Raw genomic sequence first — 26211 nt, 5'->3', positions numbered from 1 at the left:
GCCGCGGCTGGTGCGGCTGACGCCGCAGGGCGAGGCCTTCCTGCCGCGGGCGCGGCGCCTGCTGGAGGCGCAGGACGATGCGATCGCCGCGGTCTCGGCCCCGCCGCGGCGGCTGGTGCTGGGCATCAGCGACCATGTCGCGGGGCCGGAGCTGCCGGGGCTCTTGGCCCGGGTGGCGGGGCAGGGGCCCGGCCTGGCGCTGGAGGTCCGGCTCGACCTGTCGCAGGACCTGCTCGCCGACTACGATGCCGGCGGCCTCGACGCCGTGATCGTGCGCCGTGACACCGGCCGTCGCGACGGCGAGGCGCTGTTCCGCGACGAGTTCGGCTGGTTCGCCTCGACCGGCTGGCGCCACCGTCCGGGCGACCCGCTGCCGCTGGTCACCCGGGCGGCGCGCTGCGGTGTGCGGACGGTGGCGCTGCGCGCGCTCGATGCTGCCGGCATCGCCTGGGCCGAGGTCTTCGTCGGCGGCGGCAGCTCCGCCGTGGCGGCGGCGGTCATGGCGGGACTCGGCGTCTCGCCCCTGGCCCGCCGCACGGCGCCGCCCGGCACCGTCGATGTCGGCCCGCGCCTCGGCCTGCCGGCCCTGGCCCCGATCGAGGTGATGCTGCATTCGCGCCTGTCGGACCCCCGGCTCGCCGGCGCGCTGCGCGGCCTCGCCGCCGCCTTTCGCATGCCGGTGGCGGCGTGACTCGGCGTCGCAGCCGGGCTGAAGGCATGATCGAACCGATTGGTTCCCGGCCGCGGCGCGGGGGTGGCATGTGCCGGCGCAGCGCAACGTGGCCCTTACCGAAGCATGGCGGCATCGGTTAGAGTTCGCGCGCCATGCGAACCCTCTATCACATCTGGCTTTCCGCCCAATCCCGCATCGTCCGGCTGCTGCTGGCCGAGAAGGACCTGCATTGCGACATGAAGGTCGAACGGGTCTGGGAGCGGCGCGACGAGTTCCTCGCTCTCAACCCGACCGGCGAGGTGCCGCTGCTGATCGAGCCGGACGGCACGACGCTGACCGATGTCTGGGTCATCGTCGAATATATGGAGGAGATGCATCCCGAGGTGCCGCTGCTGGGCGAAACCCCGCTGGCGCGGGCTGAGACCCGGCGCCTGCTGGTGTGGTTCGACCAGAAGTTCGGCCGCGAGGTCACCGAGAACCTGGTCGGCGAGAAGTTCATGAAGCGGGTGATGCGCAGCGGCCAGCCCAGCTCCGATGCGATCCGCGCCGGCCGGCAGAACGTGCACTATCACCTCGACTACATCTCCTACCTCGCCGAGACCCGGCGCTGGCTGGCCGGCGACGAGTTCAGCCTGGCCGACATCGCCGCCGCCGCCCATCTCTCGGTGGTCGACTATTTCGGCGACGTGCCCTGGGACAGCCATTCCGAGGCACGGCAATGGTATTCGCGCATAAAGTCCCGGCCCAGCTTCCGGCCGCTCCTGGAGGACCATGTCCCCGGCATTCCGGCGCCGGCGCATTATCGCGACCTGGATTTCTGACCCGGTCCGTCCTATCTGTGGTGTTGAGAGTGATTCTTAGATAGCGCCGTCCCGGCGGCGGACTCATCGGAGACGAAGCATGGATGCGTTGGATCTTCTGCTGAAGCGCCGCTCGGTGCCCGCGCGCAACATGGTCGAGCCCGGGCCGGATGCGGCGGCGCTGGAGCGGATCCTGCGGGCCGGCACGCGGGTGCCGGACCACGGCAAGCTGGCGCCCTGGCGCATCCAGCTGCTGCGCAAGGACGGGCAGCGCCGGCTGGGCGAGGCGATGGCCGAGATCTTCGCCCGCGAGACCCCCGACGCCACCGAGGCGCTGGTCGAGGCGACGCGGCAGAAGCCGGCTTTGGCGCCGCTGCTGCTGGTGATCACGCACAAGCCGCAGCCCGGCAAGATCCCGGAGCTGGAGCAGATCCTGTCCGGCGGTGCGCTGTGCCAGAACATCCTGGTGGCGGCGCACGCCCAGGGCTTCTGCGGCAGCTGGATCACCGGCTGGGCGGCCTTCCACCCGCAGATCATCGAGCTGCTGGGCCACGACCCGGCGACCGACAAGATCATCGGCTTCATCTATCTCGGCACCCCGACCGAGCCGATGGAGGACCGCCCGCGCCCGGCGCTGTCCGACGTTGTCACCGAATGGTCCGGCCCGCTGGTGCAGGTGGCCTGAGGCCGCTTACGCCGCCGCCGCGGCGACCCGGTCCGATTCCATCAGCGCCAGGAAGGCCCGCGCCGCCGGGTTGACCGGGCCGTCGCCGGCGCCGCGCTCGGCATGGGCGACGCCGAGCTCCCAGCAGATCTCGGGCGGGGCCAGCGTCGCCACCGCCAGCGGCGGCCGGTGCGGGTCGGCCGGATGCGCGGCGATCAGCGCCTCCGGCACCAGGGCGATGCCGAGGCCGAGGGCGACGAGGTCGAGCGCGGTCGGCAGGTCGTTGACCTCGAAGCCGGTGCGGCGTTCCACGCGCACCTGGGCGAAGGCCTGGTCGACCAGCTGCCGGGTGCCCCAGTCGGTCTGGAAATCGACGAAGGTCTCGCGGCCCAGCCGGCTCAGGGCCACGTTCTTGCGGCCCGCCAGCGGATGGTCGTGGCGGCAGGCGGCCACCAGCTCCTCGCAGGCCAGCATGGTGGCCTGGACGTCCGGCGGCGGCGCCGGCTGCATCGGCACGAAGGCGAGGTCGACCCGGCTGTCGCGCAGCTTCTCGAACAGCCGGTCCGACCCGCCCTGGCACAATCGGATCTCGACCCCGGGATGGGCGGCGTGGAAGCGGGCCAGCAGCGCCGGAAGGTCGACGAAGGGCGCCAGGCTGTGGGTGGTGCCGATCGCCAGCCGGCCGCGCGCCAGCCCCTGCACCGCGGCCACCGCGTCACGGGCACCCTGGGCCGCCGCCAGCACCCGCCGCGCTTCCTCGGCCAGCACCCGGCCGGCGGCGGTCAGGTCCACCCGCCGGGTGCTGCGGATGAACAACGGCGCGCCGAGCTCCTCCTCCAGCGCCCGGATCGAGGCCGACAGGCCGGACTGGACGATGTTCACCCGCCGGGCGGCGCGGGTGAAATGCTGCTCCTCCGCCACCGCCAGGAAATGCTCCAGCTGCCTCAGATCCATGGTCCCGCCCGATCCTGCCGATTGTTCTGGGATCATGCTGAATGCGATCTGAACATTCAATTGGAACGCTGAATGCGATGCCGTCATTCTCCAAGCCTGACATGACCGGGAGAAGACCATGAGCGAAGGCCACACGCATCTGCCGACACGGCGCTTCGGCACCACCGACATGGCGATCACCCGGGTCGGCTTCGGCGCCTGGGCGATCGGCGGCGCCGGCTGGGCCGCGGCCTGGGGCGAGCAGGACGACGACGCCTCGGTGGCGGCGATCCGGCACGCGGCCGAGGTCGGCATCAACTGGATCGACACCGCCGCGGTCTACGGCCTCGGCCATTCCGAGGAGATCGTCGGCCGCGCCCTGCGCGAGGTCCCGGCGGACAAGCGCCCCTATGTCTTCACCAAGGGCGGCCTGATCTGGGACGAGGCGAACCGCACCGCCGTGCCGAAGCGCGTCGGCGCTCCGGCCAGCCTGCGGCGCGAGGTCGAAGCCTCGCTGCGCCGGCTCGGGGTCGAGCGGATCGACCTGTACCAGCTGCACTGGCCGGCCGAGGACGGCACCTCGATCGAGACCCTGTGGCAGACCTTCCTCGACCTGAAGGCGGAAGGGAAGGTGCGGGCCGTCGGCCTCTCCAACCACAATGTCGAGCTGCTGGCGCGGGCCGAGGCTGTGGGCCATGTCGACACGCTGCAGCCGCCCTTCTCGGCGATCCGGCGCGACATCGGCGGGGCGGAACTGCCCTGGTGCGCGAAGCATAACACGGGTGTCATCGTCTACAGCCCGATGCAGTCCGGCCTCCTGACCGGCGCCTTCACGGCGGAGCGGGCGGCGGCGCTGCCGAAGGACGACTGGCGCTCGCGCTCGCCGCATTTCACCGGCGACGGCCTGACCCGCAACCTGGCGCTGGCCGCGGCACTGAAGCCGGTGGCGGCGCGGCGCGGCACCTCGGTGGCCGCCGTGGCGGTGGCCTGGACGCTGGCCTGGCCGGCGGTCACCGCCGCCATCGTCGGCGCCCGCAGCCCCGAGCAGGTCGATGGCTGGATCGACGCCGCGACGCTGGAGCTGACGGCGAAGGACGTCGCCGAGATCGCCGCCGCGATCGAAAGCACCGGTGCCGGCACCGGGCCGGCGCGGCCGTAACGATATCGCGTGACCGGGTTCGCCTGTGGGCGGACCCGGTCACGCGACCGTCAGGACGTCGCCTTCCGCGATCCGGCCGCCGGCCAGCACCTCGGCATAGATGCCGCAATCGGCGTGGCCGAAACCGGTGATCAGGGCCTTGGGAATGTTCAGGTCGCGGTCGCCCGTCGCCGGGTTGACGTTGGTGGCGGCGCAGCGGGTGATCCGCGAGACGACCTTGAGCCGCACCGGCCCGATCGCCAGCTCCCGCCCGATCCAGTCGAACTCCGTCCAGGCCGGCAGTCCCTCGAGGATCAGGTTGCCGCGGAAGCGCCGCGGGTCGACCGGCGCGCGCGTCACCCGCTCGATATCCTTCACCGAGGCCAGGTTGATCAGCGAGACGAGCTTCTCCGGTATGTCGGTGAAGGCGATGCCGGGGGCGGAGACGATCTTCAGCGCGCCCCGCGGGTCCTTCATGAAGGCGTTCAGGAACTGGTTGATCAGCTCCTGCCCGATCGGCAGAGACAGCAGGCCGCGCGCCACCTGCTTGCCGTCGCGCTTCAGCGTCAGCGCCTCGGTGGCGTCATCATAGTCGATGCCCAGCAGCGCCAGCCGCTCATCGGTCATCCGTTGCAGGAACTGCCGCTTCGGCTGCCAGCTCGGAGCCGTCGGGTCACATTGGCTGGCGCCGTGCACGATGGCGAAGCGCCGGTCATGCGGCAGCGTCCCGCCCGCGGCGAGATCGGTGGCGGCGAGTTTCTGCCCGGTCATACCTTTGACGGGGTAGCGGTACAGTTCGGCGAGGCGGGCGGCGGTCATGGCGGGTCTCGGGTTCCGGGCAAAAACCCTAGCGCGTTATGGCCGGAGGAAACAATCAGCGCGCCGAGGATCGCCGCTATGCGCGATTGGGACCGGTCGCCATCGGCGCACTCGTGGCGAGACTCTCCCGGACGTTCCTGACGGCCCTTGTTGCAGCCGGGCCACACCCCTACATCAGTCCTGCATCCTCCCGGATCGCACGAATGTGGATCAAGGTGAGGTCGGGCTTCGAGCAAGACGACCGCGCCGGACAGCGGAGACTAGAGATATGGATCTTCAGAAGTTCACCGAGCGCAGCCAGGGGTTCCTCCAGGCCGCTCAGACCGCGGCGCTGACCCGCGGCCACCAGCAGCTTTTGCCTGAGCACCTGCTGAAGGTGCTGCTCGACGACGAGGAGGGCTTGGCGGCCAACCTGATCCGCAGCGCCGGCGGCCGGCCCGAGGCCGCGGCCCAGGCGGTGGAGCAGGCGCTGGCCAAGCAGCCCAAGGTCGAGGGTGGCGGCGCCCAGGTTTATATGAGCCGCGAGCTGGCGCGGGTGCTGGACCAGGCGCAGGAGCAGGCGAAGAAGGCAGGCGACCAGTATGTCGCGGCCGAACGCCTCCTGCTGGCGCTGGCTATCGCCAAGGAGACCGAGGCCGGCCGCGCCCTGGCCCAGACCGGCGTGACGCCGCAGACGCTGAACCGCGCCGTCGACGCCATGCGCAAGGGCCGCACGGCGGACAGCGCCACAGCTGAGGGCCAGTACGATGCCCTGAAGAAATACGCGCGCGACCTGACCGAGGCCGCGCGGTCGGGCAAGCTCGACCCGGTGATCGGCCGCGACGAGGAGATCCGCCGCACCATCCAGGTGCTGTCGCGGCGCACCAAGAACAACCCGGTGCTGATCGGCGAGCCCGGCGTCGGCAAGACCGCGATCGTCGAGGGGCTGGCCCTGCGCATCGTCAATGGCGACGTGCCGGAGAGCCTGAAGAACAAGCGCTTGCTGGCGCTCGATCTCGGCGCGCTGGTGGCCGGCGCCAAGTTCCGCGGCGAGTTCGAGGAGCGGCTGAAATCCGTGCTGCAGGAGGTCACCTCCGCCGCCGGCGAGATCGTGCTGTTCATCGACGAGATGCACCAGCTGGTCGGGGCCGGGAAGGCGGACGGCGCCATGGACGCGTCGAACATGCTGAAGCCGGCCCTGGCGCGCGGCGAGCTGCACTGCGTCGGCGCCACCACGCTCGACGAGTACCGCAAGCATGTCGAGAAGGACGCGGCGCTGGCCCGGCGCTTCCAGCCGGTCTTCGTCTCCGAGCCGACGGTCGAGGACACGATCTCGATCCTGCGCGGCCTGAAGGAGAAGTACGAGCTGCACCACGGCGTGCGCATCACCGACGGCGCGATCGTAGCCGCGGCGACCCTGTCCAACCGCTACATCACCGACCGGTTCCTGCCGGACAAGGCGATCGACCTGGTCGACGAGGCCGGATCGCGGCTGCGCATGCAGGTCGACAGCAAGCCCGAGGAGATCGAGGCGCTGGACCGCCGCGCCATGCAGCTGAAGATCGAGCGCGAGGCCTTGAAGAAGGAGACCGACGCGGCGTCGAAGGACCGCCTGGCCAAGCTGGAACAGGACCTGGCCGAGCTGGAGGAGCAGTCCTCCACCTTGACCGCGGCCTGGACCGCTGAGAAGGAGAAGCTGTCCGCCGCAACCAAGGTGAAGGAGCAGCTGGACCAGGCCCGGAGCGAGCTGGAGCAGGCGCAGCGTTCCGGCAACTGGGCGCGCGCGGGCGAGCTGACCTATGGCGTGATTCCGGAGCTGGAGAAGAAGCTCAACGAGGCCGAGGCGGCCCAAGCCTCGCACATGGTGCGCGAGGAGGTGCAGGCGGACGACATCGCCGCGGTGGTCAGCCGTTGGACCGGCGTGCCGGTCGACAAGATGCTGGAGGGCGAGCGCGACAAGCTGCTCCACATGGAGGAGAAGCTGAAGTCCCGCGTCGTCGGCCAGGACGAGGCGCTGACGGCCGTGGCCAACGCGGTGCGGCGCGCCCGCGCCGGGCTGCAGGACCCGAATCGGCCGATCGGCAGCTTCCTGTTCCTCGGGCCGACCGGCGTCGGCAAGACCGAGCTGACCAAGGCGCTGGCCGAGTTCCTGTTCGACGACGACACGGCGATGGTCCGCATCGACATGTCGGAATACATGGAGAAACACGCGGTCAGCCGGCTGATCGGCGCCCCGCCGGGCTATGTCGGCTATGACGAGGGCGGGGCGCTGACCGAGGCGGTGCGGCGCCGGCCCTACCAGGTGATCCTGTTCGACGAGGTCGAGAAGGCCCATCCGGACGTCTTCAACGTGCTGCTGCAGGTGCTGGATGACGGCCGCCTGACCGACGGCCAGGGGCGGACGGTCGATTTCCGCAACACGCTGATCGTCATGACCTCGAATCTCGGCTCCGAGCATCTTGCCGTAGCGTCGATCGAGCAGGGCGACAGCGAGGGCGAGATCGACTTCGTCAGCCGCGAGAAGGTGCTGATGGCGGTGCGCCAGCACTTCCGACCGGAGTTCCTGAACCGGCTCGACGAGATGATCGTGTTCCGCCGCCTGACCCGGGCGAACATGACCGGCATCGTCGAGATCCAGCTGCAGCGCCTGCGCCACCTGTTGGCCGATCGCAAGGTGACGCTGGAGCTGGACGACAAGGCCAAGGGCTGGCTGGCCGATCAGGGCTACGACCCGATCTACGGGGCGCGGCCGCTGAAGCGGGTGATCCAGCGCGAGCTGCAGAACCCGCTGGCGACGGCGATCCTGGAGGGCCGGGTGGTCGACGATAGCGCGGTCAAGGTCACTGCGGGCGAGGACGGGCTGGTGCTCCAGCCCCAGCCGCTCGCCGCGGCGGCCTGATCGACCGAACAGAAAGGGGCGCTGCGGCGCCCCTTTCGCTACACCGTGATCTCGAACACGAAGTCGAGGAAGGCGCGCACCCGGGCCGGGGGCAGGCCGCGTGAGCGGTGATAGGCGTAGACCGGGAAGCGCTCGTCCGACCAATCGGGCAGCAGCCGGACCAGCCGGCCGGAGGCGATCAGGTCGCGCACGCTGAACTCCAGCGGCTGGCCGATGCCCTGGCCGCCGAGCAGGGCGCCGATCAGGCTGCCGGAATCGTTCACCGTCAACCGGCCCCGCACCGGGACCGACAGCACCTCGGTCTTGCGCCGGAACTCCCACTCATAGGGCCGGCCGGTCGCCGCCTCCTTCACCAGCACGCATTCATGGCCGTCGGTGACCAGGTTCTCCGGATGCTGCGGCCGGCCGCGCCGGGCCACGTAGTCAGGGGCGGCGCAGGTCAGCACCCGTGTCTCCAGCAGCAGCTTGCTGTTCAGGCCGGAGGGCTCCGGCTCGCCGAAGCGCAGGGCGATATCGAAACCCTCCGCCACCAGGTCGCCGATGCGATCGCGCACCACCAGCTCCAACTCGATCTCCGGGTGGCGCGCCATGAAGCCGGCCAGGCGGGGCGCCAGGACGGTGTGGCCGAAGGCGGCGTCGGCATTGACCCGCAGCCGGCCGCGCACGGCGGTGGCGCCGCCCGACGCCTCGGCCGCCCGCTCCTCGATGCCGGTCAGATGCGGCATCACCCCGTCATAGAATCGGCGGCCCTCCTCGGTCAGGGTAATGGCCCGCGGGGTACGGTCGAACAGGCGCACGCCCAGCCGCGCCTCCAGCCGGGCGACGGCGCGGCTGACGCCGGACTGGGTCAGCCCCAGGCTGTCCGCTGCCCGCACGAAGCTGCCGGCCTCGACCACCGCGGCCAGGGCGCTGATGCCGCTCAGCAGGCGGCCGTCGAAGGCCATGAGCACGACTCTCAGTCATCGAAATGATGTCAACTATGCGTTCGTGTCGTGATGAGTCAAGCCATAGGGTCTCGGGACGCGGCGATCGACGTCGCAGCTGATGGAGATCCCTATGGAAGGCAAAGTCATCGCCGTCACCGGCGCGTCCAGCGGCATCGGCGAGGCCGTTGCCCGCCATTTCGCCAAGGCCGGCGCCGCCGTGATGCTGGGCGCCCGCCGCCTGCACCGGCTCGAGGTCGTGGCCGACGAGATCCGCCGCGACGGCGGCAGGGCTGCGCTGCAGCGCCTGGACGTCACCCGCCGCGAGGATGCGGAAGCCTTTGTCCAGGCCGCGGTGGCGCAGTTCGGCCGGCTGGACGTGATCGTCAACAATGCGGGGGTGATGCCGCTGTCTCCGGTCGCCGACCTCAAGGTCGAGGAATGGGACCGGATGGTCGACGTCAACCTGAAGGGCGTGCTGTACGGCGTCGCCGCGGCGCTGCCGGTGTTCCAGGCCCAGGGTTCCGGCCATGTCGTCAACGTCACCTCGGTGGCGGACCGGCGCATCGTGCCGACCGCCGCGGTCTATTCGGCGACCAAATACGCCGTGCGCGCCTTCTCCGAGGGGCTGCGGCAGGAGATCGGCGGTGGCATCCGGGTCACGGTGGTGGCGCCCGGCGCGACGGAATCGGAGCTGGCCAACGGCATCTCCGACCGCGAGCTGCGGCGGGCGGCGATCGAGGATTACCGCCGCGACCTGCTCCCGGCCGATTCCATCGCCCACGCGATCGCCTACGCCGTCGCCCAGCCGCCGGAGGTCGACGTCAACGAGGTGGTCGTGCGCCCGACCGCCCAGGCCTATTGAGCGGAGGCCGCGATGGTTTCCTCCCGCATCGCCCTGGCGACATTGGCGGTTCTCTCCGCCCCGGCCGCCGAAGCCCAGCCCCCGACACTCCCGACACAGGCCATCGACATGATACGCATCGACCTTTCCGAAGCCGATCTCGCCGGCATGTGGGTGACCGAGAACGGCCACATCCGGCTCGAGCTGCTGCCCGGCGGCCGCTACGACGAGGCGCGCGGCGCCCGGCGCAGCGCCTATACCGGCCGCTGGGAGATCCGGGAGCCGGGCCGGCTCTTCTTCGCCGACGATTCCGGCTTCACCGCCACCGGCACTGTCGCCGACGGGACCCTGGAGGTGGGCGGCGACCGCTTCCGCCGCGAGGGACGCTGGGACTGAGCGGCATGCCGTCCTATCCTCCCAAGTCTGAGGAGGACGGCATGATCCGCATCGACCATCTCGACCATCTGGTGCTGACCGTGGCCAGCATCGAGGCGACCTGCGACTTCTACGCCCGGGCGCTGGGCATGAGCGTCGAGACCTTCGGCCAGGGCCGGACGGCCCTGCGCTTCGGCGACCAGAAGATCAACCTGCACCAAGCCGGGCGCGAGTTCGAGCCGAAGGCGCTGCGGCCGATGCCGGGATCGGCCGATCTCTGCTTCATCGCCGCGACACCGCTGGCCGAGGTGATGGCCCATCTCGACAGCCTCGGCATCGCCATCGAGGAGGGCCCGGTGCCCCGCACCGGGGCCACCGGGCCGATCCGCTCGGTCTACCTCCGCGATCCCGACCGGAACCTGATCGAGATCGCGAACCCGGCCTGACCCCGGCGACGGCATCACGCCTGGCCAGCGAAGCGTTCGATCAGCCAGCGGGTGGCCGGCCCGGGCGGCCTGTCGCCGCGATGGATCGCGTTCATCATGTAGACGGCGTCGCGCCAGTCGCCGAGGTCCAGCTCCACCAGCCGGCTGGCCTCGATGTCGCCGCGCACGACCGGGTCGGGCATGCTGCCCCAGCCCACTCCCGCCAGCAGCAGCGCATGCTTGGCGCCGAGATCGGCCAGCCGCCATGTCCTTCGGGCGAACACCCCGAAATCGCGGCCCTGTGTCAGCGGCGACCGGTCGGTCAGGACCAGCTGGATGTGGTCGCGCGCAGCCTCGGCGGCAGGACCGCGGCGGCCGGCCAGCGGGTGGAACGGGGCGGCGACCGGAACCAGCCGCACCCCGCCGATCCAGGTCCGTTCCAGGCTGAGAGCGGTGGTCAGGGGGCCGCCGACGCCGAGCATGGCCGTGCCGTCCAGCACCAGCTGCGCCACCGCGCCGAGCCCCTCGACATGCAGCCGCAGCGGTACGCTCGGGAACTCCGCCTGGAACGCCTGCAGCGCGTCGACCAGACGCGCCGTCGGCAGCATGACGTCGACGACCAGCGAGACCTCCGGCTCCAGCCCCTCCAGCAGGCCCTGAACCCGGGCGCGCAGCAGGTCGACGCCCCGCGCCACCGCCCGGGCCTCGGTCAGCACCGCCCGGCCGGCCGGAGTCAGGCTGGGCTTCCGGGTTGCCACCCGGTCGAACAGCGCGAGGCCGAGCTGGGCCTCGAGGTTGTCGATCGCATAGGTAACGGCGGAGGTAGCGCGGTTCAGCCGTCTTGCCGCCGCGGCGAAGCTGCCGGCCTCGACCACGGCGAGAAGCACCTGCAACTGGTCGAGGGTGGGCGTGCCAAGGCTAGCCATTTCTGATTTCCTGAAAAGATCGTTCGATATTATCCGGATTTTCAGAAAGGCGAAGAGATCCTAACTGTCGCGGCGACATCGGCCCGGCCGGCCCCGTCCATGCCTTGCCGGCCTTCATCGTTGCGACACTTGGCAGAAGGTCCATTCATGACCCCCTCGACCTCCTATGCTCCGGCCTTCGGTCGGCTGCTGCTGGCCATCCTGTTCCTGCTCAGCGGTCTGTCGAAGATCGCGGCCCCGGACGCCACCATCGGCTATATCGGCATGGTCGGGCTTCCCCTCCCGCAACTAGGCTATGCCCTGTCCCTGATTGTCGAGGTCGGCGGGGGCCTGCTGTTGGTGGCCGGGTTCCAGACGCGCATCGTCGCGCTGGCGCTGGCGGTCTTCACCGTGGCGACGGCCCTGCTGTTCCACAACGACTTCGCCGACCAGAACCAGATGATCCATTTCCTCAAGAACATCGCCATCACCGGCGGCCTGCTCCAGGTCGCCAGCTTCGGCGCGGGCAGCTTCAGCCTGGATGCGCGCCTGGGCCGGGCCGTGGCCAAGCCGGCATCGTAGTCGCAGTCGGCGGCGCGGGCGGCCCGGCTCATCCCCAGTCACCCCGCTTCTTGCCGGCGCGGTATTGCTTGTTGCGTTGGATCCAGACCTTTCGTGCCCTTTCCCGGGCCAGCGGGTCCTCCTTGCGGTCGAGATGCGCCAGCTCACGCTGCAGCTTGCCCCAGCTGCGCCAGCGCTCCGGGTCCAGGCTGCCGTCCTCCAGCGCCGCGCGCACGGCGCAGCCCGGCTCCGCCTCGTGCCGGCAATCGACGAAGCGGCACGCCGCGGCCAGCGCCTCGATGTCGGCGAAGGTGGCGGCGACGCCGTCCCCGGCATCCCACAGGCCGAGCTCGCGCATGCCCGGCGTGTCCAGCACCAGCCGGCCGTTCGGCAGCAGCACCAGCTCGCGATGGGTGGTGGTGTGGCGGCCGCGGGCGTCGTCCTCGCGGATGCCGCCCGTCGCCATCAGCTCGGTCCCCGCCAGGGCGTTGACCAGGCTGGACTTGCCGACGCCGGAGCTGCCCAGCAGCACCGCCGTCTGGCCCGGCGCGAAGCAGTCGCGCAAGGCCTCGACGCCCTCGCCGGTGACGGCGGAGACGACATGCACCGGCACGCCCAGCGCCACGGCCTCGATCTCGGCCAGCGGCCCGTCGCGGTCGTCGCACAGGTCGGCCTTGGTCAGCACCACCACGGGGGCGGCGCCGCTCTCCCACGCCGTGGCCAGGTAGCGTTCGACCCGCCGGGCGTTGAGGTCGGCGTTCAGCGAGGTGACCAGGAAGGCCACCTCGACATTGGCGGCCACCACCTGGCCCATCGGGCGGCCGGGACCGGCGGCCTTGCGGGTGAAGGCACTGCGCCGCGGCAGCACCACATGGATGGTGGCGCTGCCCTCATCCGGGCGCAGGGATGCCGCCACCCAGTCGCCGGCCACGGGGTAGTCGCCCTCCAGCGCCTCATGGGCGAAGCGGCCGGACAGCTGGGCGGTCATCTCCCCCGCCGGGGTGACCAGATGATAGGCGCCGCGCTGTTGCACGGTTACGCGCGCCGGGCCGAGGCCACGGGCGGCATGGGGATGGAAATCATGCTGGAGCGCCGGGCTCCAGCCATAGCGGTCGATCAATGGGGTATCCTCGATCGGAAAGCCTGTCAGGCGCCGGCCGAGGAGATCCTGCTGTCAGGAGGCCCGAATGGCGGCGCAGCGAAAGGGGGCGCGAAGCGCGCGGACAATCGCAGCCATCTTCATACCCTCCTTTCCGAGCCATTAGGGGCAGTCCAGGGATAAGCCGGCCGGGGCGGGGCGTCAAGCCGGCGCACGATCTTACCGCTTGGAGGCCGGCCCGGGGTCGGGCGATGCTCGCCGGTGCAAACCATCGAAGGGGGCTTCCATGCTGCGGATCCCGGCCGCGACGGCCATCCTGTCCCTCGCGCTTGCCGCCGCGCCGGCGGCGCAGGCGGCGGAGGGGCTGTGGAGCGTCTATGATTCGGCGCTGAAGGGCGCGAAGTACATCGACCTGACCCATGCCTTCGCCCCGGTCCAGCCGGTCTGGCCGGGCTTCGGCAATGCCGAGTTCAAGCCGGCCGTGGCGGGGAACGACCTGCCGGACTACGCCAAGAAGGGTGACGAGTTCACCTATGCCAAGCACGGCTTCGTCGCCAGCGCCTATGCCCTGCCGACCGACCAGTACGGCACCCAGCTGGACCCGCCGGCACATTGGGACGAGTACGGCGCCACGATCAGCGACCTGCCGCCGACCTTCGCGGTGCGGCCGCTGGTGCTGATCGACATCCATGAGAAGGTGGCGAAGGACCCGAGCTACGCCATGACCGTGGAGGACGTCAGGGCTTGGGAGGCGAAGCACGGCACGGTGCCCGAGGGCAGCGTGGTCATGGTCCGCACCGACTGGTCGAAGAAGTGGGACGACGTCGCCCATTTCAACGACAAGCCGTTTCCCGGCGTGTCGCTGGATGCGCTGAAGTTCCTGCATCTCGATCGCCGCATCCTGTTCCACGGCCATGAGCCGCTGGACACCGACGCCACGCCGACGCTGGAGGGCGAGGCGTGGCTGATGCACAACCACTTCACCCAGGCGGAAGGCGTGGCCAATCTCGACCAGGTCCCGGAGGCCGGGGCGTTGATCACCATCGGCTTCGCCAAGCCGCTGGGCGGCACCGGCGGCTATGCCCGCTATATCGCCATCGCGCCGGCCGACTGGCCGCACGGCGTCACCATCGCCGAGGCGCCGGGCGCGCCGCTGCCGAAGCAGACCGCCCCGCTGCGCCGCGGCCCTGACGGGGTGATGCGGCCGACGCCGCAGTAAGGCCTGTCGCGAAGGATCAGGGCGGAGGAGACATGTCGATGTCGAGGATGGTGGTGATGGCGATGGCGCTGGTCGGCGCGCTCTCCGTTTCGGCGGCCGGGCTGGCGGCCGAGAAGAGGGTGGAGTTCACGGTCGACGGCCAGACCGTGGTCGGCACCCTGGCGTTGCCGGACGGCGTCGCCGCGCCGCCGGCCGTGCTGCTGCTGCATGGCTTCACCGGCAGCCGGGATGAGCTGGCAATCCCGGCGGTGAAGGAGGGCGTCTTCCGCCGTGCCGCGCGGATCTGGGCGGCCCAGGGCATCGCCAGCCTGCGCATCGACTTCCGCGGCAATGGCGACAGCGGCGGCGCCTTCGCCGACATGACGCTGGACGGGCAGGTGAAGGACGCGCTGGCCGCGCTCGATTATCTCGCCGGCGCAGGCGAGGTTGACAAGGATCGGCTCGCCCTGGTCGGCTGGAGCATGGGCGGAGCGGTGGGCGCCATCGTCGCCGGCCGCACCGCGCACAGGCTGACCTCGGTCTCGCTCTGGGCGCCGGGCACCAACATGCCGGCGTCGATCGCCCTGCTGCTCGGACCGGACATCGTCCGGAAGGGTCTGGCCGCCGGCGACCGCCCGGTCACGGCGAAGCTGCCCTGGGGGACCGAGGTCTCGCTGAAGCAGGCGTTCTTCGACAGCCTCTACGCGATCGACCCGGTGGCCGAGATCGCCCGCTATAAGGGGCCGCTGCTGGTCGCCGTCGGTACCAAGGACACGGTGGTGTTCCCGCAGCCGGAGGCCGGGCAGGTCCTGCTGGATTATCATGACGGGCCGGAGGAGCTGTGGGTGCGGCCGATGGACCACGCCTTCAACGCCTTCGAGGGAGTCGAGACGGTCGACGAGCTGATCGCCAAGACCGGCAGCTTCATCGCCGCGGCGATGAAGTAGCGCGCAACGATGCCGGAGCTGCACATCACCGCCGCATTCGAAGGCGGCAGCGTCGAGGTGCTGGACTGCGGCGATCCCGGCGCGATCCGGCTGGCGCTGAAGCCGGATGGCCGGGCGCCGGACATGCAGTGGTTCCACTTCCGGCTGCACGGCGCCCGCGGCCGGGACTGCCGGATGACCTTCGAGAACTCCGGCCGGCTGGCGCGGCTGGCCGGGCGCGACGAGATCCCGGATTGCTGGACTGGCTATCGTGCCGTCGCCTCGCATGACGGCGCGGACTGGGTGAGAGTCGGCGCAGAGACGAAGGACGGCGTCTTCTCGATCGTCGACCGGCCGCAGCACAACGCTGTCGACTACGCCTATTTCGCGCCCTGGCCGCTGGCGCGGCACCGGGCGCTGATCGACCGTGCCCGGCAGGCGCCGAAGGTCGCGCATCACGTTCTGGGCCGGACGCCGGACGGGCACCCGATCGACCGGCTCACCATCGGCCGGCCGGGACCGGGCAAGCCCCGGCTGTGGATCATGGCGCGGCAGCACCCGTCCGAGACCATGGGCGGCTGGTTCCTGGAGGGGCTGGTGGACCGGCTGCTCGACCCCGCCGACCCGCTCGCCGCCGGGCTGCGCGAGGCGGCGGTGATTCACATCGTGCCGACCGCCAACCCCGATGGCTGCGCCCGCGGCCACACCCGCACCAACGCGCTGGGCATGAACCTGAACCGCGCCTGGAACGATCCGGCGGCGACCGATGCGCCGGAGGTGGCGGCGATCCGCGGCGCGATGGAGGCGGAGGGCGTCGATTTCTGCCTCGACGTTCATGGCGACGAGGAGTTGCCCTACACCTTCCTCGGCGGTCCGCTGGAGATCCCGTCGCGCAGCCCGGCGCTGCGCCGGCGCTTCGTCGCCTTCATGCGTGGGCTGGAGGCGGCGAGCTCGGACTACAACCGCCGCCACCCCTATCCGGGCGGGCCGCCGGCCGAGGCGGATCTGCGCATGGCCTGGAACTGGATCGCCGAGCACTTCGGCTGCCTGACCGTGCTGCTGGAGATGCCGTTCAAGGACCAGATCGACGCGCCGGACGCACGGTATGGCTGGTCGCCGCAGCGCAGCGTCCGCCTCGGCCGGGCGATGCTGGAGCCGATCGCCGCGGCGTTGCGGCAGGGCGCGTCCGGCGCCGGGATATGATAGACCTCGCAGGATAACGATCCTGGGGGAGGGCGCGTGGTTGAACTCCGGATGCTGGCGCGGGCGGCCATGGCCGCGGCGCTCCTGATCACGGGCGGCATCGCAATGGCGGCCGAGACGGATCACGAGACCAAGGGAGTGACCGAGAACAACCTCCCGGTGTTCTACCAGAAGCTGAAGGGCCAGCTGCATTTCGCCCTGGCCTGGGACCCGGCCGGCGGCGATTTCTCGCATTGGCGGGCGACCGCACGGGCGAAGCTGTGGGACCTGCTGATCCAGCCGGACGATGCGACGCCCTTCGACGCCCAGACTGTCGAGGAGCAGGACCGCGGCACCTACGTGGCGCGGAAGATCGACCTGTCGATCACCGGCAACAGCCGCATCGCCGCGCTGCTGCTGGTGCCGAAGGGCCCGGGGCCGTTCCCGGCGGCGCTGATGCTGCATGACCACGGCGGCAAGTTCGACATCGGCAAGGAGAAGATGGTCCGGCCCTGGGACGACGACGCGCGGCTGGCCTCGGCCCAGGCCTGGGTCGACAAGTACTATTCCGGCCGCTTCATCGGCGACGATCTGGCCCGCCGCGGCTATGTCGTGTTGGCGACCGACGCGCTGGGCTGGGGCGACCGCCAGAACAACGGCCCGGAGACGCAGCAGGCGCTGGCCGCCAACCTGTTCAACCTCGGCTCCTCGCTGGCCGGCACCATCGCGGTGGAGGATGTGCGGGCGGCGCGCTGGCTGGCCTCGCTGCCCGAGGTCGACAGGAGTCGGGTCGCGGCGATCGGCTTCTCGATGGGCGCCTTCCGCGCCTGGCAGGTGGCGGCGCTCACCGACGCGGTCACGGCCGGCGTCGCGGTCAACTGGATGGCGACGCTGGACGGGCTGATGGTGCCCGGCAACAACCAGCTCAAGGGCCAGTCGGCCTTCAACATGCTGCATCCCGGCATGTTCCGCTGGTTCGACTATCCGGACGCGGCCGCGATCGCGGCGCCGAAGCCGATGCTGTTCTACGCCGGCGAGACCGACCCGTTGTTCCCGGTGGCCTCGGTGCGCCAAGCCTTCGCCAAGATGGAAAGGGTCTGGGCTGATGCCGGGGCGCCGGGCCGGTTCTCCGCCAAGGTCTGGCCGAACGCCCATATCTTCCAAGCCGAGGAGCAGGCGGAGGCCTTCGACTGGCTCGACCGGCAGTTCGGCCGGGCGGAGTAGAGTATTGAGTCCGGGAGGATCTGTCGATCCGGCCTTTGCGTTGCCACTCCCGTAAACGAGAGAGGCAAACATTTCTGGCCTCAGACGCTCAAGCCCTTACCGTCATCGTGAGCATCTCACGCCGCTGCGCGGCTCTGGAGCGGAAAGAGAGCTTTAACTTCTTCAAGAGCGCAGCGAAGCAATCCAGGAGCCAGTGCGGGCCGCCCTGGATTGCTTCGTCGGCTTCGCCTCCGCAATGACGCTGAAGCAATGCACCGAGGCGGCTAGCTGCTGTCCGGTCTCGAGGGTTTCGACAAGGGCCGGCCGGCGCCATGCTGCTCGGCGGACCAATTGTCGTCAGGTTCGGCCCTGACCCGATAAGCGGTCAGTGACCCCAGAGGGCCGGCACCCAACGATAGCCGTTGCCGACGACCGCCACCCGGCAGACGGACGGGAACGGCAGGTGGGTGCCGAGGAGCGGTTCGCCGCTCGCCGCCAGTTCTCGCAGAAGACGGACCCGGACGCGGACCGCCTCCTCGGGGTCGTGCTCGAAGCCGTTGTGCCACTCGAGATGGTCGAACCCGTGCGGAAGCACGGCGTCGCCGACGAATGTCAGGCGGTCGCCGCCGGACGCCAGGCGGACCATGCTGTGCCCGGGGGTGTGGCCGCCCGTGCGAGTGGCGACCACACCCGGCGCCACCTCGTAATCCGTCTCGAATGTCTGCAGCCTGCTGCCGTACTGGGCCAGGAACCGCTTGGCGGCGGACCGGATCATGTCCTTCAGCGGCCCCGGCATGGCGGTGCGGGAGAAATCGGGCGCCTCCCAGAACTCGGCCTCGGCGGCCGACACGTGGATCCGAAGGTCCGGACGCAGTTGATCCTTCACCCCGTCGACGAGCAGCCCGCCGACATGGTCGAAGTGCATATGGGTGAGCACCACGTCGGTCACGGACGCCAGATCGATGCCGGCGGCCTCCAGCCGCGAGGACCACCGCCCGGTTCCCGGGAAGTTCGGGGCCTCCATCCCGAGCCCGGAATCGATGAGGATGGTCCGGCCGCCGCTCCGAACGACGACCTCGTTCAGCGCCCAATCCATCACCTCCGGCTGCAACCTCTCGTGCAGCCAGGCCGACCGGACGGCCGGGTCGGCGTTGGTCGCCATCGCCTCAGCTGATATCGAAATTATCCCGTCGCTGACCACCATGACGTCGATCTCGCCGACCCGCAGCGCATAGCGCGACGGAACTAGCTCGTCGGACCCCGGTCGACCGGGGCGCAAGATGCTGTCCGGGCTCATGTCTCTCTCCTGCTGACCGCGTTGCACATGACATCGACGACGCTACGGCGAGGCGTGTTTCCGGTCGATTGGGTCGAGGGAGAGGACGAGCCATACCGGGGGATAGGTCCTGTCATTCAGGGTGCGAGGCGTCGAAGTGCCGACGAGCTCGTCATGACCCGGCTCGCCGATCGGGTCGCCAACAGGGACCTTCAGACGGCCTGGTACGCGCCGTCGACCAGCAGGGGCGCGGACGCGCTGCCCTCCTGCTCCAAGGCGAGGTCGACGTCGTGGGGAAAGCCGCGATCGATCAGCTCGCGGCCCGACACCGAGGCGCGGACCAGGCGGGGCAGGTCCGCGCCGGCCGACCGCCAGGCGTCGCGGGCGAGCTGCGCCTCGGGCGAGCAGGTCAGCGTCAGCGCATCGATGATCGCGCCGGCGCCCAGCAGATCCTCGATCGCGGGCCGCAGGCCGCCATCCGGCCAGCGCTCGCCGGCGGGAACGACGCCGACCGAGCCGTCCCGTGCCAAGCCCCGCGCGGCCCGGGCCACGGCGGCGGCGTTCCTGAAGCAGCCGGCCAGCACCGGCGTGCCGCCACCGGCCAGGGACAGAAGCGAGCCGTTGGGCGAGGGCAGCATCAGCCGGGTCCCCGCCGGGATCGCCAGCAGGCTCGCCGGCGACAGGCTGAACGGACCGCCGGCGGCCCGCCGCGGCCGCGCCAGCACCGCGCCCGCGCGCTCCGCCGCCAGCCGGGCGGCAGAGTCGTCGCCATGGGGGAAGGGGAGGACCGCGGCGCCCCGCGACACAGCCACGTCGACGGCGGTCGAGAAGGACAGCACATCGACGACGACCAGCACCGCGACCCGGTCCCGCAGGGTCTCGACGCCCGCCATGCCCCATTCGGATAAGGCCCGTGCCATCCTTTTCTTTCGTCCTCCAACCCGTCATCCCCGCGGAAGCAGGGATCTCGCGACGCTTGGGCCGGACAGAGATTCCCGCTTTCGCGGGAATGACGGCAAGGAGAGCGAAAGCGAGCGTCCCGTCAGCGCTTCAGCGCGGCGACGCCCGGCAGGTCCTTGCCCTCCAGCCATTCCAGGAAGGCGCCGCCGGCGGTGGAGATGTAGGAGAAGCGGTTCTCGACCCCGGCATGGGCCAGGGCGGCAACGGTGTCGCCGCCGCCGGCCACGGTCAGCAGCTTGCCGGCCTTGGTCAGGTCGGCGGCAGCACGGGCCACCGCGACGGTGCCGGCATCGAAGGGGCGCTTTTCGAAGACACCGAGCGGACCGTTCCAGACCACGGTTTTGGTCTCGGCCAGCAATGCCTTCAGATTGGCCACGGATTTCGGGCCGATATCCAGCAGCATGGCATCGGCCGGGATGGCCGAATTGTCGACGGCCTGATGCGGCGCATCGGCCTTGAATTCACGGGCGACCACGCCGTCGACCGGCAGCACGATCTCGCAGCCGGCGGCCTCGGCCTTGCCGAGGATGGCGTGCACGGCATCGGCCATGTCGTGCTCGCACAGGCTCTTGCCGACATCCACTCCCTGGGCGGCCAGGAAGGTGTTGGCCATGCCGCCGCCGAGGACCAGCCGGTCGACCTTGGCGACGAGGTTGCCCAGCAGGTCCAGCTTGGTCGAGATCTTGGCGCCGCCGACGATCGCCAGCACCGGCCGCTTCGGCGCCTCCAGCGCCGCCGACAGCGCCTCCAGCTCGGCCTGCATCAGCCGGCCGGCGATGGCCGGCAGGTGGTGGGCGATGCCCTCGGTCGAGGCATGGGCGCGGTGCGCGGCGGAGAAGGCATCGTTGACATAGAGGTCGCCGAGCGCGGCGAGAGCCTTGGCGAAGGCCGGGTCGTTCTTCTCCTCCTCCGGATGAAAGCGGACATTCTCCAGGAGCAGGATCTGCCCGTCCTTCAGCGCCTTGACCGCCGCTTCGGCCTTGGGCCCGACGCAATCCTCGGCGAAGGCGACCGGCCGCTCCAGCACCTCTTCCAGCGCCGGCAGCACGATGGTCTTCAGGCTGAATTCCGGGGTCACGCCCTTGGGCCGGCCGAAATGGGAGAGCAGCACCACGCGGCCGCCCTTGTCGGCGATCTCGTCGATGGTCGGGGCCAGCCGGTCCAGCCGGGTGGTGTCGCTGACATGGCCGTCCTCGACCGGCACGTTCAGATCGCCGCGCACCAGCACGGTCTTGCCGCGCACATCCACGTCGTCGAGGGTCTTGAAGGCGCTCATCGGCTCGGCTCTCTCGTCAGGGGGCAAGATCGTCGGCACCGAACCACAGCGGCCGCCGCGACGCAACCGGGCCGAAGGGCCGAAACGGCTGCGCGCGGCGGGGCCGGATATCAGTCGACCGCGACCATGACGTCGGAGGCCTTGATCACCGCATAGGCGGCCTGGCCGGGCTTGAGGCCGAGCGCATCGACCGACTCGTTGGTGATCGAGGAGGTGACGATGACGCCGCCGCCGATGTCGAGGCGGACATGCGCGGTGGTCTGGCCCTTGGTGACCTCGACGATGGTGCCCTTGAGCTGGTTGCGGGCGCTGATCTTCATGATTGTCTCCGGCAACGTAGGTTGGGTTCGCGGACGCGAACCCAACATCGTCAGCGCCGATGGCGGGAGGTTGGGTTCGCCTTCCGGCGAACCCAACCTACACGTCTCCGCCGGGCCGTCTCAGATCTTCGTCCAGGCCGCGTCGTTCTGGGACGAGGCGACGCAGGCGGCGATGAAGCGGACGCCGGCCAGGCCATCCTGCACGGTCGGCACCAAGAGGGCGTCCGGCTGCGGGTCGCGCGTCTCCAGCCGGGCCAGGATCTGCTCCGCCGCGTCGCTGTAGATCTGGGCGAAGCACTCCAGATAGCCCTCGGGATGGCCGGGCGGCACCCGGGTGGCATGCGCCGCGGCCGGGCCGGTGCCGGGGCCGCCGCGGGTCAGGCGGCGATGCGGCTCGCCCAGCGGCATGAAGGTCAGGTAGTTCGGGTTCTCCTGCGCCCATTCGAGGCCGGCCTTCTCGCCATAGACGCGCAGGCGCAGCCCGTTCTCGTTGCCGCTGGCGACCTGGCTGGCCCAGATCATGCCGCGGGCGCCGTTGGCGTAGCGCAGCAGGATATGGGCGTTGTCGTCCAGCCGCCGGCCGGGGACGAAGCTCTGCAGGTCCGCGGCCAGCGATTCGGCCGCCTCGCCGGTGACGAAGCTGGCCAGGTTGTAGGCGTGGGTGCCGATGTCGCCGACGCAGCCGGCCGGGCCGCTGCGGGCCGGGTCGACCCGCCATTCGGCCTGCTTGCTGCCGGTGTCCTCGGCCTTGGTCGCCAGCCAGTCCTGGGCGTACTCCGCCTCGACCAGCCGGATCTTGCCGAGCACGCCCTCGGCCACCATCGCCCGGGCCTGCCGGATCATCGGATAGCCGGTGTAGTTGTGGGTCAGGGCGAAGACCTGGCCGCTCTTCTTGACCGCCGCGACCAGATCCTCGGCATCGGCCACGGTGGTGGTCATCGGCTTGTCGCAGATGACGTGGAAGCCGGCCTCGAGGAAGGCCTTGGCCGGCCCGTGATGGACGTGGTTCGGGGTGACGATGGCGACGGCGTCGATCGCCGCGCCGCCACCGTCGCGCAGCTTGGCCTCGCCCTCTAGCATCGCCTGCCAGCTGGGATAGGCGCGGGCGGGGTCGAGCCGCAGGTCGGCGGCCGAGGCCAGCGCCTTCTGCGGGTCGCTCGACAGCGCGCCGGCGACGAAGTCCCAGCGGTCGTCCATCCGCGCCGCCAGGCGGTGCACCGCGCCGATGAAGGCGTCGCGGCCGCCGCCGATCATGCCCAGGCGCAGGCGCCGGCTGGGCGCCCGTTCCGCGGTTCCGGAAACCATGCTTGTCCTCCCTGTCCTGACGCTTACCGGTCGATGCCGAGCAGGCGGCGATTGGCCGCCTCGTCGGTGCCGCCGGAGGCGAAATCGTCGAAGGCGCGCTCGGTGGTGCGGATCAGATGCGCCGCGATGAACGGCGCGCCCTCGGCCGCGCCCTGCTCGGGATGCTTGATGCAGCATTCCCACTCCAGCACCGCCCAGCCGTCGAAGCCGTATTGCGTCAGCTTCGAGAAGATGCCGCCGAAATCGGCTTGGCCGTCGCCGAGCGAGCGGAAGCGGCCGGCCCGGTCGGCCCAGGAGGCGAAGCCGGAATAGACGCCCTGGCTGGCGGTCGGGTTGAACTCGGCGTCCTTCACATGGAAGGCGCGGATCCGCTCGTGGTAGCGGTCAATGAAGCCGAGATAGTCGAGCTGCTGCAGCACGAAATGGCTCGGGTCGTACAGGATGTTGCAGCGAGCGTGGTTGCCGACCCGATCGAGGAACATCTCGAAGGTGGTGCCGTCGAACAGGTCCTCACCGGGATGGAGTTCGTAGCAGAGATCGATTCCGGCCTCGTCGAAGGCGTTCAGGATCGGCGTCCAGCGCCGCGCCAGCTCGTCGAACGCGGTCTCGATCAGCCCGGCCGGGCGCTGCGGCCAGGGATAGACATAGGGCCAGGCCAGCGCGCCGGAGAAGGTGGCATGGGCCTTGAGGCCGAGGCGTTTCGAAGCCTGGGCTGCGTAGCGCAGCTGCTGCGCCGCCCATTCCTGCCGCGCCTTCGGATTGCCGCGCACCTCCGGCGCCGCGAAGCCGTCGAAGGCCTCGTCATAGGCCGGATGCACGGCGACCAGCTGGCCCTGCAGATGGGTCGACAGCTCGCTCAGGGCCAGGCCGTGCTTCGCGAGCGTGCCCAGCACCTCGTCGCAATAGTCCTGGCTCTCGGCCGCGCGCTTCAGGTCGAACAGCCTTCCGTCCCAGGACGGGATCTGCACGCCCTTGTAGCCGAGGCCCGCGGCCCAGCCGGCGATCGCATCCAGACTGTTGAAGGGCGGGGCGTCGCCGGCGAACTGGGCGAGGAAGATGGCTGGACCCTTGATCTCTTTCATGGTTCTCCTCCTGGGGCGCAGCAGGCACCCCCTCCCTGGGCGATGATTTGTTCGATGCGCGAGCCTAGCAACCGGTCCGGGCAACGCGCAATGCAATCGATTACAGAATGAGCGTCTTTGGTGCCTATGGTCCCGATCCGCGGCGGGCTTGTCAATTTATTGTCCGATGAATGCTGGACTATTCATGAAATATTGCTGCCGAAGCGGGACACAGCGTAAGATAATTGCCGCACCGCTCGGGAGAGGCGGGACGCGAATGGAGGCCAAGATGCGTTTGATCGCGTTGTTCGCCGGTCTGGCGATCGTCCTCGGGTTCACCGCCTGCACGCCGCCCTCGGCGCTCGACACCAACCCGCAATATGTCCGGATGACCCGGGCGGAATTCGACCGCTATGTGCTGGGCAAGCCGTTCCTGGTGCAGGGCGTGATGGGTGGGCCGGACCGCCTGTTCGAGTATCGCCGCAACGGCAAATACACGCTGAGTTCGTTCGATGGCAACGGCCGCCCGGTCCTGCAGCGGGAGGGCAATTGGCGGTTCGAGGACGGCACGGTCTGCACCGGCCGGCTCAGCCGCAGCGAGATCGGCGACAGCTGCGTCACCATCTTCTCCTCGCCGCTCGCCGCTGCGCCGGATGTGATGAACTGCAATGTCCGCTGGGTCGGGGAGCGGGGCAATCTCGACGACGGGGCGGTGCATCACTGCCGGGTCGCTGCCCAGTACGCATCCGGCCGATCAGCTACCGGTCGCCGTCAGAGCGTCAGCCCAGGCCTCAAGCCGGGCGGCCAGGGCAGCGTCCCCGGCAATTTCAATTAGCTTGGTGCGGTCGGTGGCGCCGCCGATGATGGCGAGCGCCGATTTCGGCAGGCGCCAAGTCCTGGCCAGCAGCGCGATCAGCGCGTCGTTGGCGGCGCCACGCTCCGGCACTGCCGTCACTGCGGCTTTCAGCAGCGGGGCGCCATCGGCGTCGACGGCGCGGCCGGTCACCGCGTTGCGCCCGGCTTTTGGCGTCAGCCGGATCATGACCCGCACGCCGCGCGGCCCGGCGACGAAAAGCGGGCCGGCCATGCCGGCCTGATCAGGTCACGAGTTCGATGTAGATGTTCCGCAGCACCATCTGCACGAAATAGATCAGCAGCAGCAGCACCACCGGCGAGATGTCGATGCCGCCGAGATTCGGCAGGATCCGGCGAATCGGCCGCAGCGCCGGCTCGGTCAGCCGATAGAGGGCGTTGCCGATCTGGTAGACCACCTGGTTGCGCGTGTTGACGACGTTGAAGGCGACCAGCCAGCTCAGGATGGCGGCGGCGATCACCACATAGACATACATCTGCAGCGCGATGTCGATGATGCGGAAGATAGGGTCGATGACGATCATGCGCCTGTTCCAAGGGTGGTCCGTGCCGGCCCGGTCGCCGAATCCGCCCGTACCGTACCGAGGCCGCCGCTGGGGAACAAGCGATGCGACGCGGCCCGGCGGGCGGGCCGGTCGCGGAAACCGTCAAAGTTTCACAAAGCGCGAATTCCCCTGTTGACAGGGGGTGGGACGGCATCCTACATCACGGCCCGCCGCATCGCCCAGGTGGCGGAATTGGTAGACGCGCAGGTTTCAGGTACCTGTGGCCGAAAGGTCGTGGAAGTTCGAGTCTTCTCCTGGGCACCATCTCTCTTTGATGGGCCCGACGATGCGATGCAGTGGTAATGACCCGCTTGTTCAAAGCGGGTCTTTCCTTTTTGGGGCCGACGCCCAGCTTCGGAAAGGCCGAGGGCCGCGGCCGACGATAGAAGGTGGCGACCGGTGTCCGAACCGATTCTGCATGACGGGGACCTGCCCGACGGCCTTGATCTCGGCGACGTGATCGCGATCGACACCGAGACCATGGGCCTGAACCCGGTGCGCGACCGGCTGTGCCTGGTCCAGCTCAGCGCCGGCGACGGCACCGTCCATCTCGTCCAGCTCCGCAAGGGCGCCTATGACGCCCCGAATGTGAAGGCGCTGCTGGCCGACCCGGCGCGGCTGAAGCTGTTCCACTTCGCCCGCTTCGACATCGCCGCGCTGCAGGCCTATCTCGGCGTCGTCACCGCGCCGGTCTACTGCACCAAGATCGCCTCGCGGCTGGTGCGCACCTTCACCGACCGGCACGGGCTGAAGGATCTGTGCCGCGACCTGCTCGGCGTCGAGCTGTCGAAGCAGCAGCAGAGCTCGGATTGGGGCAGCGACCAATTGACGCCCGAGCAACTGCGCTACGCCGCCAGCGACGTCCTGTATCTGCACGCGCTGAAAGCGAAGCTCGACGAGATGCTGCGGCGCGAAGGGCGCGAGGCGCTGGCGCAGGCCTGCTACGACTTCCTGCCGACGCGGGCCGCGCTCGACCTCGGCGGCTGGTCGGACCTGGATATCTTCGCCCACTAGTCCGATATGGGGTCACATTCGTGCCGTCTTGTGGC

At 70.0% G+C, this 26211-nt stretch carries 28 protein-coding genes and 1 tRNA gene; 16 read left to right on the top strand and 13 right to left on the bottom strand.

The genetic code is table 11. From position 1 onward, the window contains the following. The 3 genes from FFK22_RS08555 to FFK22_RS08545 all read left to right on the top strand — a co-directional run. A partial coding sequence (locus tag FFK22_RS08555; protein WP_143956805.1) for a LysR substrate-binding domain-containing protein occupies positions 1-691 on the top strand: 691 nt, incomplete at its 5' end. Positions 692-825: 134 nt separating this feature from the next. Then, on the top strand, positions 826-1494 hold the full coding sequence (locus FFK22_RS08550) for a glutathione S-transferase family protein (RefSeq protein WP_138887221.1): 669 nt from the start codon (positions 826-828) through the stop codon (positions 1492-1494). Between the two features lie 79 nt (positions 1495-1573). Further along, positions 1574-2158 carry a nitroreductase gene (locus tag FFK22_RS08545; RefSeq protein WP_138887222.1) on the top strand — a complete coding sequence of 195 codons (585 nt, stop codon included), beginning with the start codon at positions 1574-1576 and terminating at the stop codon, positions 2156-2158. A 6-nt stretch (positions 2159-2164) separates the two neighbouring features. On the opposite strand, the gene FFK22_RS08540 is transcribed toward FFK22_RS08545, so the two are convergent. After that, positions 2165-3091, bottom strand: coding sequence for a LysR family transcriptional regulator (locus tag FFK22_RS08540; RefSeq protein WP_138887223.1), 927 nt, complete (start codon positions 3089-3091; stop codon positions 2165-2167). A gap of 118 nt (positions 3092-3209) precedes the next feature. Here FFK22_RS08540 and FFK22_RS08535 point away from each other — a divergent pair, with 118 nt between their 5' ends. Further along, complete coding sequence (locus FFK22_RS08535; protein WP_221938477.1) at positions 3210-4229, top strand: aldo/keto reductase; 1020 nt, start codon at positions 3210-3212, stop codon at positions 4227-4229. Positions 4230-4268: 39 nt separating this feature from the next. Here FFK22_RS08535 and FFK22_RS08530 read toward each other — a convergent pair whose 3' ends face one another. Next, complete coding sequence (locus tag FFK22_RS08530; protein WP_138887224.1) at positions 4269-5027, bottom strand: MOSC domain-containing protein; 759 nt, start codon at positions 5025-5027, stop codon at positions 4269-4271. 268 nt (positions 5028-5295) lie between these two features. Here FFK22_RS08530 and clpB point away from each other — a divergent pair, with 268 nt between their 5' ends. Next, on the top strand, positions 5296-7905 hold the full coding sequence (gene clpB, locus FFK22_RS08525; protein WP_138887225.1) for an ATP-dependent chaperone ClpB: 2610 nt from the start codon (positions 5296-5298) through the stop codon (positions 7903-7905). Positions 7906-7943: 38 nt separating this feature from the next. On the opposite strand, the gene FFK22_RS08520 is transcribed toward clpB, so the two are convergent. Further along, positions 7944-8849, bottom strand: a complete 906-nt coding sequence (locus FFK22_RS08520; protein WP_138887226.1) for a LysR family transcriptional regulator — start codon at positions 8847-8849, stop codon at positions 7944-7946. A 112-nt stretch (positions 8850-8961) separates the two neighbouring features. Here FFK22_RS08520 and FFK22_RS08515 point away from each other — a divergent pair, with 112 nt between their 5' ends. The 3 genes from FFK22_RS08515 to FFK22_RS08505 are packed head-to-tail and all read left to right on the top strand — an operon-like array spanning position 8962 to position 10493. Further along, positions 8962-9693 carry an SDR family oxidoreductase gene (locus tag FFK22_RS08515; protein ID WP_306770085.1) on the top strand — a complete coding sequence of 244 codons (732 nt, stop codon included), beginning with the start codon at positions 8962-8964 and terminating at the stop codon, positions 9691-9693. Positions 9694-9705: 12 nt separating this feature from the next. Further along, the gene (locus tag FFK22_RS08510; RefSeq protein WP_138887228.1) at positions 9706-10068 is read left to right on the top strand and encodes an Atu4866 domain-containing protein; all 363 of its coding nucleotides are present in this window, start codon (positions 9706-9708) and stop codon (positions 10066-10068) included. A 44-nt stretch (positions 10069-10112) separates the two neighbouring features. After that, complete coding sequence (locus FFK22_RS08505) at positions 10113-10493, top strand: VOC family protein (RefSeq protein ID WP_221938480.1); 381 nt, start codon at positions 10113-10115, stop codon at positions 10491-10493. Between the two features lie 14 nt (positions 10494-10507). Here the strand turns inward: FFK22_RS08505 and FFK22_RS08500 are convergent, their stop codons facing one another. Next, a complete protein-coding gene (locus tag FFK22_RS08500; RefSeq protein WP_138887230.1) occupies positions 10508-11398 on the bottom strand; it encodes a LysR family transcriptional regulator in 891 nt (296 codons plus the stop codon). 147 nt (positions 11399-11545) lie between these two features. Between FFK22_RS08500 and FFK22_RS08495 the strand changes: the two genes are divergently transcribed. Then, positions 11546-11959 carry a DoxX family protein gene (locus FFK22_RS08495; protein WP_138887231.1) on the top strand — a complete coding sequence of 138 codons (414 nt, stop codon included), beginning with the start codon at positions 11546-11548 and terminating at the stop codon, positions 11957-11959. A 28-nt stretch (positions 11960-11987) separates the two neighbouring features. On the opposite strand, the gene rsgA is transcribed toward FFK22_RS08495, so the two are convergent. After that, complete coding sequence (rsgA, locus tag FFK22_RS08490; protein WP_186002373.1) at positions 11988-13058, bottom strand: ribosome small subunit-dependent GTPase A; 1071 nt, start codon at positions 13056-13058, stop codon at positions 11988-11990. A 265-nt stretch (positions 13059-13323) separates the two neighbouring features. On the opposite strand from rsgA, the gene FFK22_RS08485 reads away from it, so the two are divergent. Genes FFK22_RS08485 through FFK22_RS08470 form a run of 4 tightly spaced genes read left to right on the top strand, consistent with a single transcriptional unit; the run spans position 13324 to position 17567 of the window. Further along, positions 13324-14256, top strand: a complete 933-nt coding sequence (locus tag FFK22_RS08485) for a cyclase family protein (RefSeq protein ID WP_138887232.1) — start codon at positions 13324-13326, stop codon at positions 14254-14256. Between the two features lie 32 nt (positions 14257-14288). Then, positions 14289-15182: a S9 family peptidase gene (locus tag FFK22_RS08480; RefSeq protein ID WP_138887233.1), complete on the top strand. Its 894-nt coding sequence runs from the start codon at positions 14289-14291 to the stop codon at positions 15180-15182. Positions 15183-15191: 9 nt separating this feature from the next. Next, positions 15192-16364, top strand: coding sequence for a carboxypeptidase family protein (locus tag FFK22_RS08475; RefSeq protein WP_138887234.1), 1173 nt, complete (start codon positions 15192-15194; stop codon positions 16362-16364). A gap of 36 nt (positions 16365-16400) precedes the next feature. After that, the gene (locus tag FFK22_RS08470) at positions 16401-17567 is read left to right on the top strand and encodes a dienelactone hydrolase family protein (RefSeq protein WP_221938476.1); all 1167 of its coding nucleotides are present in this window, start codon (positions 16401-16403) and stop codon (positions 17565-17567) included. Positions 17568-17931: 364 nt separating this feature from the next. Here FFK22_RS08470 and FFK22_RS08465 read toward each other — a convergent pair whose 3' ends face one another. From FFK22_RS08465 to FFK22_RS08440, 6 genes are all read right to left on the bottom strand, one after another. Continuing rightward, entirely contained in the window at positions 17932-18843 is a 912-nt protein-coding gene (locus tag FFK22_RS08465; protein ID WP_138887235.1) for an MBL fold metallo-hydrolase, read from the bottom strand. A gap of 191 nt (positions 18844-19034) precedes the next feature. Beyond that, positions 19035-19742, bottom strand: a complete 708-nt coding sequence (locus FFK22_RS08460; RefSeq protein WP_138887236.1) for a 2-phosphosulfolactate phosphatase — start codon at positions 19740-19742, stop codon at positions 19035-19037. A gap of 122 nt (positions 19743-19864) precedes the next feature. After that, on the bottom strand, positions 19865-21058 hold the full coding sequence (gene pgk / locus FFK22_RS08455; RefSeq protein WP_138887237.1) for a phosphoglycerate kinase: 1194 nt from the start codon (positions 21056-21058) through the stop codon (positions 19865-19867). Positions 21059-21168: 110 nt separating this feature from the next. Continuing rightward, positions 21169-21378 carry a molybdopterin-binding protein gene (locus tag FFK22_RS08450; protein WP_138887238.1) on the bottom strand — a complete coding sequence of 70 codons (210 nt, stop codon included), beginning with the start codon at positions 21376-21378 and terminating at the stop codon, positions 21169-21171. 120 nt (positions 21379-21498) lie between these two features. Then, on the bottom strand, positions 21499-22683 hold the full coding sequence (locus FFK22_RS08445; RefSeq protein ID WP_138887239.1) for a Gfo/Idh/MocA family protein: 1185 nt from the start codon (positions 22681-22683) through the stop codon (positions 21499-21501). A gap of 23 nt (positions 22684-22706) precedes the next feature. Continuing rightward, complete coding sequence (locus FFK22_RS08440; RefSeq protein WP_138887240.1) at positions 22707-23765, bottom strand: sugar phosphate isomerase/epimerase; 1059 nt, start codon at positions 23763-23765, stop codon at positions 22707-22709. A 268-nt stretch (positions 23766-24033) separates the two neighbouring features. On the opposite strand from FFK22_RS08440, the gene FFK22_RS08435 reads away from it, so the two are divergent. Continuing rightward, a complete protein-coding gene (locus FFK22_RS08435) occupies positions 24034-24579 on the top strand; it encodes a hypothetical protein (RefSeq protein WP_138887241.1) in 546 nt (181 codons plus the stop codon). On the opposite strand, the gene FFK22_RS08430 is transcribed toward FFK22_RS08435, so the two are convergent. Both FFK22_RS08430 and FFK22_RS08425 read right to left on the bottom strand, forming a co-directional pair. Next, positions 24499-24831 carry a DUF167 family protein gene (locus FFK22_RS08430; protein WP_138887242.1) on the bottom strand — a complete coding sequence of 111 codons (333 nt, stop codon included), beginning with the start codon at positions 24829-24831 and terminating at the stop codon, positions 24499-24501. The genes FFK22_RS08435 and FFK22_RS08430 overlap by 81 nt on opposite strands. A 10-nt stretch (positions 24832-24841) precedes the next feature. Beyond that, positions 24842-25141, bottom strand: coding sequence for a YggT family protein (locus FFK22_RS08425; RefSeq protein ID WP_138887243.1), 300 nt, complete (start codon positions 25139-25141; stop codon positions 24842-24844). 198 nt (positions 25142-25339) lie between these two features. On the opposite strand from FFK22_RS08425, the gene FFK22_RS08420 reads away from it, so the two are divergent. Both FFK22_RS08420 and FFK22_RS08415 read left to right on the top strand, forming a co-directional pair. Beyond that, positions 25340-25426, top strand: a tRNA-Leu gene (locus tag FFK22_RS08420). A 135-nt stretch (positions 25427-25561) separates the two neighbouring features. Then, a complete protein-coding gene (locus FFK22_RS08415; RefSeq protein ID WP_138887244.1) occupies positions 25562-26176 on the top strand; it encodes a ribonuclease D in 615 nt (204 codons plus the stop codon). Positions 26177-26211 lie beyond the last annotated feature (35 nt).

Origin of the sequence: Mycobacterium sp. KBS0706, assembly GCF_005938675.2 — a bacterium.
In the GTDB taxonomy this organism is placed as follows: Bacteria; Pseudomonadota; Alphaproteobacteria; order DSM-16000; family Inquilinaceae; genus Inquilinus.
Note: the sequence above shows the minus strand (reverse complement) of the source record. Positions and strands in the feature narration are given on the sequence as shown.